The organism is Aquabacterium sp. (genome assembly GCF_036279655.1).
GTDB lineage: Bacteria > Pseudomonadota > Gammaproteobacteria > Burkholderiales > Burkholderiaceae_C > Aquabacterium.
Genome location: NZ_DASUIT010000156.1, coordinates 1 through 12,973 on the forward strand (window position 1 = coordinate 1; position 12,973 = coordinate 12,973).

General features: G+C 62.6%; 12 protein-coding genes and 1 pseudogene. 7 read left to right on the forward strand and 6 right to left on the reverse strand.

Going from position 1 to position 12,973, the window contains the following annotated elements:
• The first annotated feature begins 44 nt into the window (after window positions 1–44).
• Entirely contained in the window at window positions 45–620 is a 576-nt protein-coding gene (locus VFW84_RS16495; RefSeq protein ID WP_329681561.1) for a TetR/AcrR family transcriptional regulator, read from the forward strand.
• A gap of 22 nt (window positions 621–642) precedes the next feature.
• Here VFW84_RS16495 and VFW84_RS16500 read toward each other — a convergent pair whose 3' ends face one another.
• The 4 genes and pseudogenes from VFW84_RS16500 to VFW84_RS16510 all read right to left on the reverse strand — a co-directional run bounded on the left by VFW84_RS16500 (window position 643) and on the right by VFW84_RS16510 (window position 2,660).
• A complete protein-coding gene (locus VFW84_RS16500; protein ID WP_329681562.1) occupies window positions 643–1,677 on the reverse strand; it encodes a putative solute-binding protein in 1,035 nt (344 codons plus the stop codon).
• Window positions 1,678–1,840: 163 nt separating this feature from the next.
• Window positions 1,841–2,269, reverse strand: a complete 429-nt coding sequence (locus VFW84_RS16505) for a TetR-like C-terminal domain-containing protein (RefSeq protein ID WP_329681563.1) — start codon at window positions 2,267–2,269, stop codon at window positions 1,841–1,843.
• 60 nt (window positions 2,270–2,329) lie between these two features.
• A pseudogene (locus VFW84_RS17520) lies at window positions 2,330–2,461 on the reverse strand (hypothetical protein); the annotation flags it as partial.
• Window positions 2,415–2,660, reverse strand: a complete 246-nt coding sequence (locus VFW84_RS16510; protein ID WP_329681619.1) for a hypothetical protein — start codon at window positions 2,658–2,660, stop codon at window positions 2,415–2,417. The pseudogene VFW84_RS17520 and the gene VFW84_RS16510, both read right to left, overlap by 47 nt.
• Between VFW84_RS16510 and VFW84_RS16515 the strand changes: the two genes are divergently transcribed.
• From VFW84_RS16515 to VFW84_RS16535, 5 genes are read left to right on the forward strand one after another with little or no spacing between them, the layout of a single operon-like run.
• Entirely contained in the window at window positions 2,578–4,050 is a 1,473-nt protein-coding gene (locus VFW84_RS16515; protein ID WP_329681564.1) for a TolC family protein, read from the forward strand. The two genes, VFW84_RS16510 and VFW84_RS16515, sit on opposite strands and share 83 nt — an antisense overlap.
• Window positions 4,047–5,159 (forward strand): efflux RND transporter periplasmic adaptor subunit, encoded by a 1,113-nt coding sequence (locus tag VFW84_RS16520; RefSeq protein WP_329681565.1) that lies wholly within the window; start codon window positions 4,047–4,049, stop codon window positions 5,157–5,159. The genes VFW84_RS16515 and VFW84_RS16520 overlap by 4 nt, the downstream gene beginning before the upstream one ends.
• Window positions 5,159–8,227, forward strand: a complete 3,069-nt coding sequence (locus VFW84_RS16525) for an efflux RND transporter permease subunit (RefSeq protein ID WP_329681566.1) — start codon at window positions 5,159–5,161, stop codon at window positions 8,225–8,227. The genes VFW84_RS16520 and VFW84_RS16525 overlap by 1 nt, the downstream gene beginning before the upstream one ends.
• Window positions 8,228–8,261: 34 nt before the next feature.
• Complete coding sequence (locus VFW84_RS16530; protein ID WP_329681567.1) at window positions 8,262–9,458, forward strand: acetyl-CoA C-acyltransferase; 1,197 nt, start codon at window positions 8,262–8,264, stop codon at window positions 9,456–9,458.
• A gap of 25 nt (window positions 9,459–9,483) precedes the next feature.
• Complete coding sequence (locus VFW84_RS16535) at window positions 9,484–10,260, forward strand: SDR family NAD(P)-dependent oxidoreductase (RefSeq protein ID WP_329681568.1); 777 nt, start codon at window positions 9,484–9,486, stop codon at window positions 10,258–10,260.
• A 19-nt stretch (window positions 10,261–10,279) separates the two neighbouring features.
• On the opposite strand, the gene VFW84_RS16540 is transcribed toward VFW84_RS16535, so the two are convergent.
• Both VFW84_RS16540 and VFW84_RS16545 read right to left on the reverse strand, forming a co-directional pair.
• A complete protein-coding gene (locus VFW84_RS16540; RefSeq protein ID WP_329681569.1) occupies window positions 10,280–11,470 on the reverse strand; it encodes a serine hydrolase in 1,191 nt (396 codons plus the stop codon).
• Window positions 11,467–12,057, reverse strand: coding sequence for a luciferase family protein (locus VFW84_RS16545; protein ID WP_329681570.1), 591 nt, complete (start codon window positions 12,055–12,057; stop codon window positions 11,467–11,469). Before VFW84_RS16545 ends, VFW84_RS16540 begins: the two co-directional genes overlap by 4 nt.
• Before the next feature lie 349 nt (window positions 12,058–12,406).
• On the opposite strand from VFW84_RS16545, the gene VFW84_RS16550 reads away from it, so the two are divergent.
• Window positions 12,407–12,961 (forward strand): hypothetical protein, encoded by a 555-nt coding sequence (locus tag VFW84_RS16550; RefSeq protein ID WP_414639031.1) that lies wholly within the window; start codon window positions 12,407–12,409, stop codon window positions 12,959–12,961.
• Window positions 12,962–12,973 lie beyond the last annotated feature (12 nt).

Sequence of the window (12,973 nt, forward strand, 5' to 3'; positions counted from 1 at the left end):
TGATGCGCTACGACACAGAGCACAAACAACGCACCCATGACAAGGTGGTCAAGGCCGCGGCCAATGCCATCCGCTTGCAAGGGCCGGACAGGATCGGGGTGGCGGCACTGATGTCCAAGGTGGGTCTGACGCATGGCGGCTTTTACGCGCACTTCAAATCCAAGGACGAGCTGATTGCCGAAGCGATCACGCACATGTTCGATGAGCGCTATGAAACCTTTCAACAGTGCTTTCACGGCGTCTCGAAGGCTGAGGGGCTGAACAAGTACATTGACCTGTACCTCAGCATGCAGCACCGCGATCGCCGTGACATGGGTTGCCCGCTGGTCAGTCTGTCTGGTGACATGGCGCGCTTGCCGCTGGCTGCACGCAAGCGATTCTCAGTGGGCATGACGCGTTTGATCGACGCGATCACCGAGGTGTTGAAGGCCCTGGATCACCCTCATCCCGATGTGCTGGCCACGTCGACGATTTCCGAGATGGTCGGTGCCGTGGCCTTGTCTCGAGCAGTGCCGAATTCGGCGCTGGGTGAGCAGTTTCTGGCCACGGCTCGCTCGAGTGTCAAGGCTCGTTTGGGCTTGGACATGCCAGGCAGTTCCAATGTTGCCGAGTCAGCATAGCTGCCATGGGATGAGGGCGGCGTCAGTCCACTTCTGAGGCCACAGCGCACTCGGCGTTCTCCGGGCTGGCTGCACAACGGGCTTTCTTGAAGAGGTTCAGCGTACGTTTGGCATACAGACCCTGCTTGGCCCCTATGAGCCGCCCCTCTTTCAAAGAGGCCACGTAGCTCGCCAGGACCTGGGGCTCGACGTCACTCCAGACCTTCGTGGGAATCGAAGCCTCGGCCCGCTGGATGTCCTGTATCTGGCGGTCGAACTTGGCCAACCAGAACTGTCTGGATGCTTCGCCAAAACCCGTTGGCAGCTTGTCGGCGTTGAACACCATTTGCACAGTAGGGAACATGGCCGGTACTCGGACCACGGTCCCCTGCGTACCCATGCCTTTGGCCAGTTCAAATGGTTTGTAGGTGATGGCGGGAAGATGGATCATGTCCACCAGCCCATTGTTGAATTTGGTGCCGACGTTGGAGATGTCCAGCGACACCGCCTGTGCGCCCAGTTGCTGGATGAGGAGGGCTTGCGGTTTGTCCTGATCGAACACACCGATGCGCTTGCCGGCCAGTTGGTCCAGTCGCGTGTGAGTGCGGTCTCTGATCATGGGGTAGGCCGCGCCAACGGGCAGGATGCCACCCACCTCATGCTGCCCCTCTCGCATCAGCTTTGCAGCCTGAGGGCTGGAGAAGGCAGTGATAACGCGCCGCATGACATCCAGGCTGCCCGCCATGTCGACCTTGCCTCCTTTGATGACCAGGGCCGAGCCCATGCTGTCCATCGAGCCTGAGATCGCGTTGAAGGGCCGAGCCCGAAATCCTGTCGATACCACGCCAGCACATTGGCCTGCACGGTAGTCTTCCACGGCAACACGCTCGTCGGTGTAGGCCCGCAACTCGAAGGGCATGCCCAGCTTGGCCATGTGGAGGCTCTGGTCCAGCATCAGGTTGTAGATGTCGCCTGACTTGCCCAGGATGTCCCAGACGCAAAACAGGGGTTTGTCCGATTGGGCCTGCGCCGACAAGGTGAGCAGCGACAGGGTGAGTGCGAAAGCTTTCTTGATCATGTGAGTTCCTGGATGAGGATGGTGTTGAACCCTGGCCTGCAAACCAGCGTTGCTCAACATCTCCATCTGTGAAAAGTTGACACTGTCTACAATTATCAACACCAAGGTTGACGCTGTCAACTAAGCATTTCCAGTGTGACTCAATGAGGCATGAAGCGTGACTTCACTGCTTGGCCATCAGCCCAAGCTCCACCATCTGGATGACGTGTTCGATGGACTGCTCCAGCACGGTGGGCTTGAGGTTCAGTTTGTCAATGCAATTGCCATTCATCACGCCAGCCAGGCCATGCACCGTGGACCAGATGTAGAGCGCGTCGAGATCCACTCTGTCATCCATGGCCGGGGAGTTGCCATGCAGGCGGCGCAGCACCTTGCGCAGGATGTCGTAGGTGTGGATGGCGTCCCGGATCAGATCCGGGTGCTCCTCGGACTCGGCTGGCCACGGCGTGTCAAACATCAGGCGGTACTCCAGTGCGTGATCCCTCGCGTAGCTGAGGTATTGGCGCCCCAGTGCTGCGAGGTCTTCCCTGGGATCATCGAACTGGCCGCGGCCATCAAGGTGCGCTGCGAACTTCTGGAAGCAACGGCGCATCACCTCCGCCAGCAAGTGGTCGCGACTGGGGTAATGCTTATAGGGGGCTTGATGCGAAACCCCGAGCCTGCGGGCCACATCGCGAAGACTCAGGTGTTCCACACCTTTTTCGGCGATGACGTCCCTGGCGGCAATGACGCAAGCCTCACGCAGTTCGAGAGGTGCTGCTGGCGGTGAGCTCTTCTTGGTCATACGGTGGTGTCTTCGGGTTGATGGACACGCCAGTGTAGTACTTGGCAAAACCGAGGTTGACATTGTCTACATCTTTGAGCACACTGGTAGACACCGTCAACCATGGCTGTGAAATCATGACTCTTTCGCCATCGCGGCTCACGCAGATCCGGCCTGTTTTGGTCGTGTGTCTGATCACCTTACTGTCGGGTTGTGCCACGTCGACCCCTGAGCCGCCCGATGTGTCTGCCACACAAGACGCACTGTTTCGCCAGGACTCCGAGCCGCTCCCCGGGATCGACTCGACATGGTGGCGACGCTTCGACGCGCCAGCGCTGGAGGCCCTGGTTCAACGAGCACAGTCGGATAACCACGATGTTCGCATCGCCGTGCAGCGTGTACGACAAGCGCGCGCGGGTCAAACGGCAATGGCATCGAGACTGTGGCCGACGGTGTCACTCACTGGCTCTGCATCTGACGAGCGCAGTGGCCTTCCCGACCCGGTCAAACAAGGCAAGCCAGACACTCGGGCCTACCGAGGCGCAGTGGATCTGGGATGGGAGCTGGATGTGTTTGGTGCGGCACGCGCCGGAGCCGATGCTGCCGAGCTGGATGCGCTGACCACCGAGGAGGCCGCAGACGTGGCGCGCTGGATGGTGAGCAGCGAAGTCGCACGGCACTACATCGTCTGGCAAAGTGCGCGTCTGCGCCTGGCCAAGCTCGAGGCTCTGCACAAGGCACAGATGGATACCGAACGGCTCACCCGAAGTCGGGCGGACGCGGGTCTGTCCAGCCGATTTGACGTTGCACGGGCCGCAGGTGAGGTGCAATCCATCCAGGCGCAGTTGCCGCCCCTGAGAACCTGGATCGCGGTGACGGAGACTCAGTTGGCCTTGCTTGTGGGCGCCAATCCCAACCGGCCACTGCCTGAGTTGGATCACGCCGCTGCGCCCTGGCTGCCGACTCCGCCACGTTTGTCTGCCAGACAACCTGCCGAACTCTTGCTGCGCCGTCCGGATCTGCGCGTGGCGCAAAAGCAGTTCATGGCCGAAGCCGCCCGTTTGCGCGAGGCCGAGGCGGACCGATGGCCCAAGTTTTTCCTGGCTGCGGCCTTTGGGCGCCAGGATCTGCGTCTCAACGCACTGGACCTGACGCCGGTGCGCTACAGCACGGCGGCCCTGGCTTTCACCATGCCACTGTTCAACGCGGGTCGATTGCGCGCGGCGGTCGAGCAGCAGTCGGCCAAAGAGCGCATGGCCACTTTGAAGTACGAGAAGGCCGTGCTGGGTGCCGTCAAGGATGTGGACGACAGCCTTGTGGCCCTGGCCCAGGAGCGCGATCGCTCGGCGGCGCTGGACGCCACTACCCAGGAGCGGCTCAAGGGCCTGCGCCATGCGGAGTCGCTCTACCGGGAAGGGCAGATTGATCTGCTGCAAATGCTCGATGCTCAACGGTCCGTACTGGCGGCCGAACTGTCGGCCATCGATGGCCAGACGCAGATGGCCCTGAACACCGTCCAGCTCGCGTCGGCTTTGGGTGGCGGATGGCAGGACGCGCCCACCACCAGCACCCAGACATCTCCCAGCCTTTCCCCTGAAAGCTTGCCATGATTGCCCCAACCCACTTTCGCCTGTCGAAGCAGGCCCGCGCATTCACTTCGATCAGTCTGGTTCTCTGTGTGCTTGCGGCGCTGAGTGCCTGCTCGCCCCATGTCGAGAAAGCAGCGCCCCTGCCAACGGTCTATGTCACGCCTGTGCGCAACGACCAAGGTGAGGAGGTCCGGATCCTGAGCGGTGCGGTTCGGCCGCGCATCGAGAGCCAGCTTTCGTTTCGCACCGGGGGCAAGGTCACTGCCCGGCTGGTGGATGTCGGCCAGCCGGTGCGCGCGGGTCAGCCCCTCGCGCGCCTGGATTCCGCCGACTACCAACTTGCTGTAGACGCCGCCGCCGAGCAACTGCGTGCGGCCCAGGTGGATGCCACACAAGCGGCCAGCGATGCAGCGCGCTTCAAGCGCCTGCTGCTCGATGGCTCGGTGGGCGCAGCCGATCATGAGCGGCAGCAGGCCCGCGCTGATGCTGCGGCGGCACGCCTGGTTCAGGCGGAGCGGCAACTGGAGCTGCAGCGCAACCGAGCCAGCTACGCGGTGTTGGCGGCGCCCTTTGATGGCGTCGTCACCGGGCTGCACGTCGAGGCCGGTCAGATGGTGGGGGAGGGGCAGCCCGTGGTCGTGCTGGCCAGACCCGGAGAGCTGGAGGTGGTGGTGGATGTCCCTGAGACGCTCGTGGCAGGTACACGAGATCAGGTGAGCCACGCACGTATTGCGGGCTTCCCTGACTGGGTCAAACTCCATCTGCGCGAGTTGGCGCCCAGCGCGTCACCGCTGACCCGTACGTTTCAGGCCCGCTATGCGCTCGCGTCTCCTCCGCCTGGGCTGCGCATGGGTGTCACGGCCGATGTCCAGTTGGCAAAAAAAGGGGCCATTGCATCGGCTGAGCTGCCGGCAGGTGCGCTGCTAAGCACGAACCAAAAGCCCTCGGTGTGGGTGGTCAATGACCAGACTGGCACCTTGACGCGCCGACCTGTGGCGCTGCTGTCGCAGTCCACCGATCGAGTGCGTGTCACCGGCCTGCCTGATGGCGTTCTGGTGGTGTCGGCGGGCGCACAAAAGCTCGATGCGGGCATGAAGGTGCAGACAGCCATGCGCCCAGGGAGCCTGTGATGAAGTCGTTCAATCTCTCCGAATGGGCCGTCACACACCGCGCGATGGTCCTGTTCCTGATCATTGGCAGTCTGCTGACCGGTGTCTTCGCGTTCACGCGGTTGGGCCGCCTGGAAGACCCGCAGTTCATGGTGCCGACGATGACCGCCGTGGTCGCATGGCCTGGCGCTCCGGCGCAGCAGGTACAGGATCAGGTGCTCAACCGAATGGAGCGGGAACTGCAGAAGATCGAAGGCGTGGACTTCATTCGCAGCTTCTCGCGTCAGGGCTATGGCGGTGTCAACCTGTGGATGAAGGGGGGCACGCCCAAGGCTGAGCTGGAGCGCGCCTGGTATCAGGCCCGCAAAAAAATCGGCGATGTGCGCCACCAGTTCCCGGAAGGTGTGCTCGGCCCGATCTTCAATGACGAGTTCAGCGATGTCTACAGCGTGATGTACGCCATCAGTGCGGCCGACCTCAGTTGGCCCGAACTGCAAGTGCTGACCGAGGACATCAAGCGCCAGGTGCAAGCCGTGCCCGGGGTAACCAAGGTGGATGTCTTCGGGCGCCAGGCTGAGAAAGTCCATGTGGAGTTCTCAAGCCAGCGTCTGGCTTCTCTTGGCATCAGCGTGCACACCCTGATCGAGGCTCTGGCGCGCCAGAACGTGCTCAGCCCCTCGGGCGCGACCGAGGGGCGTGGTGACCAGGTGTTTGTGCGGGTTGATGGCACCCTGCGCGATGCGCGCGACGTGGCCAACGTGTCCATCACGGCCGGTGGCAAGCTGCTGCGCCTGGGTGATGTGGCCAAGGTCAGCGCAGGGCTGGAAGATCCGCCATCTTTTACCGTGCGCCACGATGGCAAGCAGGTGCTGATGCTGGCGATCACCTTTGATCAGCACGGCAACATCCTGAAGCTGGGGAGCGACCTGGAGGACCGCATGAGGGCCATCCAGGCTGGCCTGCCTTTGGGCGTGGTGGTCGAGAAGGTGGCTGATCAACCGAACATCGTGGAAGAGTCCGTTTGGGAGTTCGAGCGCTCTTTCCTGGAGGCGCTGGTCATTGTGCTGGCGGTGTGCTTCCTGTTCCTGGGGTGGCGCACGGGCATCGTCGTGGCCGCGTCCGTGCCCCTGGTGCTGGCGATCGTGGCCATCGTGATGTTGGCTGCGGGCTGGAGTCTGGATCGAATTTCTCTGGGCGCCTTGATCATCGCCCTGGGCTTGTTGGTGGACGATGCCATCATCGCGGTCGAGATGATGGTGGTGAAGATGGAGCAAGGTTGGGATCGCGTGAGCGCGGCAACCTTTGCCTACACCTCCACGGCCTTTCCCATGCTGACCGGCACCCTGGTCACGGTGGCCGGCTTCATGCCGGTGGGCTTTGCCAAGTCCATCAGCGGTGAATACGCAGGCGGTATCTTCTGGGTGGTGGGCGTGGCCCTGATCGCATCCTGGTTCGTTGCGGTGGTATTCACGCCGTACTTGGGCATCGTGCTCTTGCCCAAGACCATGACGGCGCATGGCGGCGCAGCGCACGATCCCTATGCGGGGCGCATCTATCAACGCCTGCGCAGCTTGCTGCAGTGGTGCATGGCGCACCGCGTACTGGTGCTGGTGGCCACAGGCGTTCTCTTTGTCAGTGCGGTGGCGGGCATGGGGCTGGTGCAGCAACAGTTCTTCCCGACGGCCTCGCGGTTGGAGCTGATCGTTGATCTGCGCCTGCGTGAGGGTGCCTCGTTCACAGCCACCGAAGCGCAGGTGAAACGCTTCGAGAAGCTGCTGCAAGGAGATGCCCAAGTCCAGCACGTCAGCTCCTACACAGGGGCGGGAGCGCCACGCTTCTTCCTGTCCTTGCCCATTGAATTGCCCAACCCGAGCTACGCTCAGATCGTCATCAAGACGGCCAATGTGGCCGACCGCGAAGCCGTGCGGCGTCGTCTGCTGGAACTGTTCGCAGCCGAGAAGGCATTCCCCGATCTTCGTGGACGCGTGACGCGATTTGAGTTCGGCCCGCCCGTCGGCTTCCCGGTGCAGTTCCGCGTGGTGGGCCCGGACACGGCCAAGGTCCGTGAGATTGCCTATCAGGTGCGCGACGCCGTGCGGCAAAGCCCATGGGTGCGGGACACACAGCTCGACTGGAACGAGCAAGTGCGGACCGTGCGCGTTCAACTCGATCAGGACAAGGCCAGGTTGTTGGGCATCACCAGTGCCGATGTCTCGGCCATGATGCAGACGGTGCTGAGCGGGGCACCTGCCACGCAGATCCGCCGTGGTGAGGATTTGATCGACGTGACCGTGCGGGCTGCGCCCAGAGAAAGGCTCGCATTGGAGCAACTGGGGGATGTGAGCCTGTTCACGCGCAGCGGCGCCGTGGTGCCGCTGTCGCAGGTGGCTACACTGGTGCCTACATTTGAAGAGCCGGTGCTGTGGCGGCGCAACCGCGACATGGTGCTGACGGTTCGCAGTGATGTGCAAGATGGCGTGCAGGGCCCCTCGGCCACCATGAAGATCTGGCCCTCCCTTCAGCCCATCATCGACAAGTTGCCGCCGGGCTACCGCATCGAGCAAGGCGGGGCCATCGAAGAAAGTGACAAATCCAACAAGGCGCTGTTTGCCGTGTTTCCGCTCATGCTGGTGGTGATGCTGCTGATCCTGATGGTGCAGTTGCAGAACTTCTCGCGCATGTGGATGGTGTTCCTCACCGCGCCCTTGGGTCTTATCGGGGTGGTGCCTGCCTTGTTGGCATTCAATGCACCCTTCGGTTTCGTCGCCTTGCTGGGGGTGATTGCGCTGGGCGGCATGATCATGCGCAACGCCGTGATTCTGGTGGACCAGATTGACAGCGACATCGCCTCGGGTATGCCGCAGGCACAGGCTGTGGTGGAAGCCACCGTGCGGCGCTCGCGCCCCGTGGTGTTGACGGCCGCTGCGGCCGTGCTGGCCATGGTGCCTTTGACCACCAGCGTCTTCTGGGGGCCGATGGCGATGGCCATCATGGGAGGGCTGATCGCGGCCACCGTGCTGACCCTGGTGTTTGTTCCGGCTTTGTATCTGGTGTGGATCAAACCATCTGGACACGTTCAGATCGGATGAGTAAGCTGCGTGTGGTCTAAGTTTGGAGACCTGCATGCGCCGTGAAGACCCCGTTGTGATCGTGTCCGCTGCCCGCACTCCGCTGGGCGGGTTTCAGGGTTCGTTGTCGCAACTCACGGCGCCCTTGCTGGGGGCGGCCGCCATGCGTGCCACACTGGAGCGCGCCGGTCTTGCCTCAGATCAGGTGGACGAGGTCTACCTGGGGTGCGTGCTGCCTGCCGGTCTGGGGCAGGCGCCTGCCCGCCAGGCCGCACTCACTGCCGGGCTGCCATTTGCCACGGTATGCACCACGGTGAGCAAGGTGTGTGGCTCAGGCATGAAGGCGATCATGCTGGCCCACGATGCGCTCCTGTGCGGCAGCGCGAATGTGGTGCTGGCGGGCGGGATGGAGTCGATGAGCAATGCGCCTTACCTCCTGCCCAAGGCGCGCGGGGGCCTGCGTTTGGGGCACGGGCAGGTGCTGGACCACATGTTTCTCGATGGCCTGGAAGACGCTTACGCGCCCGAGACCCGAGGCCAACTGATGGGTCACTTCGCCGAGGAATGCGCCGCCGAGTTCGGCTTCAGCCGTCAGGCTCAGGATGCCTATGCCGTCACCTCGACCATCCGTGCACAGGCCGCGGTCCAGCAAGGTGCTTTCGATTGGGAGGTCACGCCGGTACGTGAGGTGGTGCGTGGCCGGGAGACGGTGGTCACGCAGGACGAGCAGCCTTTGAAGGCTCAGGTGGACAAGATCCCTACGCTCAAGCCCGCCTTCAGGCCCGATGGCACGGTCACGGCGGCCAATGCCAGCTCGATCTCCGATGGGGCCGCAGCGCTGCTGCTGATGCGCGCCTCCACCGCCAAGGCCCTGGGCTTGAGCCCCCTGGCCCGCGTGGTGGGCCACGCCGGGCACGCGCAGGAGCCGAGGCGCTTCACCACCGCACCGGTGGGGGCGGTGCGCAAGCTGCTCACGCAGGTGGGGTGGCAGACCACGGAGGTGGACCTGTGGGAGATCAATGAAGCATTCGCCGTGGTGGCGATGGCCGCCATGCAGGAGCTGGACCTGGTGCATGATCGGGTCAATGTGCATGGCGGTGCCTGTGCGCTGGGCCATCCGATTGGGGCCACCGGCGCTCGGCTGATCGTCAGCTTGCTCGGGGCGTTGCGCCACCGTGGCTCGCAGCGTGGCGTGGCCACCTTGTGCATTGGCGGTGGAGAAGCCACGGCGGTGGCCATCGAGATGATTTGACCAGACACGAATGGAGGACCAGGACATGGACATGTCTCGCAGCGTTTTTCTGATCACCGGCGGCAGTTCCGGCCTGGGTGCGGCCACCGTGCGCATGGCGCTGGAGGCCGGTGCCCGCGTCGTGGTGGCCGATCTGGCCGAACCCCGGCCCGAGGTCTTGCCGCCTCACGAGCACATGGTGTGGGTGCGCACGGACGTCTCCAACGAGGACAGTGGCATCGCGGCTGTGCAGACGGCGGTCGATCGCTTCGGTCGGCTCGACGTGCTGGTCAATGCCGCAGGCATCGGGCCCGCCGAGAAGCTCAACGGCAAGAACGGTCCGCACCGCCTGGACAGCTTCACCAAGGTCGTTCAGGTGAATCTGATCGGCACCTTCAACATGATGCGTCTGGCCGTGCCCGCCATGATCGCCAGCCAGGCACCTGGCGATGCGGGTGATGCCTCGGCGTCACAAGGCGTGGTGATCAACACCGCCTCGGTGGCTGCGTTCGACGGTCAGGTCGGGCAGACGGCCTATGCCGCCTCCAAAGGTGGCGTGGTCGCGATGACCTTGCCGGCAGCCCGAGATCTGGCCCGCGACCGCATCCGCGTGCTCACCATCGCCCCGGGCATCTTTGAAACGCCCATGCTGATGGGCCTGCCACAGGAAGTGCAGGATTCACTGAGCGCCACAGTGCCGCACCCCGCCCGGCTGGGCCGTCCGTCCGAGTACGCGGCGCTGGTGCAGTCCATCGTGAGCAACGAGTACCTCAATGGCGAGGTCATCCGGCTGGATGGCGCATTGCGCATGGCCCCACGCTGAGGAGAACGGTCTCATCTTCTCATTCGAGGTAATCGGCAATCGCTCGCCCGAGAATGACGGCTTCATGGGCGCTGGCTTCCACGTTGTCATAGTCGTTGCTCAAGCGCACCACCACGGTGTTCTGCTTGGGCAGCACGTGGATCGATTGACCGTAAACCCCGGCGGCTGTGAAATCCTCGCGCTCGCCCTCCAGCGGCCACCAGTGGTAACCAAACCCTCGAATGGTTGAACCATCCTTGCGGGGCACATCGGTGGCGCGCCAGTTGCTGGGATCACCGGCAAACGTGGTGGCTTGGCGTACATAGTCGCGGGGCACAATCTGGCGGCCATTGAACCAGCCCGCCTGCGCATACATCTGCCCGAACATGGCGTAATCCCGTGTCGTGGCGTACAGGCAGCAAAAGGTGAACGCCGTCTTTTCCCTGTCGATCAGGACCTTGGCCTTGTCTGGCATGCCCATGGGTTGCCAGAGTTTCGTGGCGAGGTAGTCCTGATAGCGCATGCCCACAGCTTTTTCAAGGGCCAACTTGATGGCTTCAGAATTGATGCTGGCGTATTGATAGGCCGAGCCGGGTGTGAATGCGGGCGTCAATGCAGACCCCAGCGCCTTTTCGGTCAGGGTGCTGCCGCTGCGGCCAAAGCTGTAGAAGTCGCCAATCACATCGAAAAACAGCGAGTAGCGATCGGCCTCTTCGTCGTACTTGACGCCAGAGGACATCTGGAGTGCCTGCTTGAAGGTCACGCCGGCAAAGCCGTTGGCAGCCAGGCGCGGATCGTATCGGTCCATGCGATCGTTGATCGACTGGATGGCGCCGTCCTCCAGTGCGATGCCGACCAGGGTGGATAACACCTGCTTGCCGATGGACCACGACTGATGCAAGGTGGTGCGGGTATTGGGGAATCGGTGGTATTCATGAACGATCTGGCCGTTCTTGAGCACCATGAAGCTCTTGACCTTGGCCTGGCTCAGGAACTGGTTGAAGGTGCGGGCTTGTCCATTGAAGCTGTAGGTGACCTGGGTGATGTCCTTGGGCGAGCGGGCCTTGCTCAGTGTGACGGCTTGCGTCGATGCCGGGATGTCAGCGCGCGGCAGCACCACTTCTGGCAGGAACAGCGAGGGCGGCAAGGTCTGGGCATTGACGACCAGGGGTGTCGTCGCAGCGGCGGCCGTGAGAGCCAGCGCATGCAGAGGTCTGAAGGTCATTTTCATGTTGAACTTTCCTGTGTATGTGGAGGAAGACGTGGCGTGGTCATGAAGGTCACCGAGGCAGACAGGATGCGTTGTATGGCATCAAGGTCCGCTTCATTGCGAGGGGCATACACCAAGGTGTAAGAGCTTGGCAGCCGATTGAACAGGCCGGCCAGTGAGTGCAGCTCTCCCCAACGACTCTCCAGCACCGTTTGGGCATCGCGGGCGCTCAGGATCATGTGCATCGATCCATCAGAGGGATGGATGTGAGCGATCTCCCCATGAGACACCAGTGCGTGGACGTGGCCGCACTCCGGATGTTTCAGGGTGATCGCATCGTGGTGGTTCTCGAAAAAGCTTTTGGCGTAATGGACGGTGTCCTTGTTTTTCTCGACCTCTTGGTCGAACAGACGCAGCAGACGCTCAAGGTTCTCCGAGCAGGCCGTGTCACTCAGTTGGCGGTGCGGTATAGGGTACGGCGACACGTCCGGACGCCGGCCTTGGCGAGGATCCAGGGGGCCCAGATGGCCGACGGGCTCAGTCGTCATCGCCGATGCCAGGCGCTTGGGATCTCGGCCATCGCGTTTCAGCAACCTCAAAAATGACATCGCCAGCCATCCTGCGGGTGAGTGCGGCAGCCCACCTGGCCCCAGGGCCTTCCATTGCGCAAAGTCTCTGGCGATCCAGCGGACGACCACAGCAAGCGCTGCTGCGCACATCATCAGGGTCAGTAGACGGGCTGGCATGGATGGCAGGAAAGTGTGATGTCAGACGGCGATTCGGAACATTTGTTCCAGTCTTAGAATATCACAGTCGGAACGATTGTTCCATTTTGTGAGGGGCGTGATGACACGCACAAGATCGCTGGAGAAACGGCCGTCGCCGCCTGGTGTCCGAGAACGCTTGCTGGACGCAGCGGAAGCGTTGTTCGCCGAGCATGGCTTTCACGGCGCATCCATGCGAGACATCACAGCCATGGCATCCACGCGGCTGGCCAACATCAACGACCAGTTCGGCAGCAAGGAAGTGTTGTTCCAGGAGGTCATCGCGCGGCGGGCTCCGCTGATCAACGCCGACAGGCTGGCCATGTTGAGTGCGGTGCGGCCCTCCAGAAGTCCGGCTGCCGAGATCCGGGCCGTGGTGGAGGCCTTCGGGAGGCCATTGCTGGTTCGTGGCCTGGAGAGTGAAGGCTGGAGAAACTACCTTCGGCTGCTGGCTCAGCTCACCAACAGCCGGTCGGTCGTGCTGCTTCTGATCGCGCAGCACTTCAGCCCGATGGCCACCATGTTCAGTGACAGGATCGGCAAGATCCTGCCTCAGTTGACGCCACGGCAGCAGATGAACGCATACCAGTTGATGGTGTCATCGGCCATGGCAGTTTTTTCTGACAACCGGCGCATTGATGTGATGTCTGGGGGTATCGAATCGTCCGCGGACTTGGCGTCGCATTACGAGGACATGGTGAGCTTCACGACCGGTGGCATCTTGAATCTGGCCAAGCGCCGCGGTTGAGCGCGAGGTGCG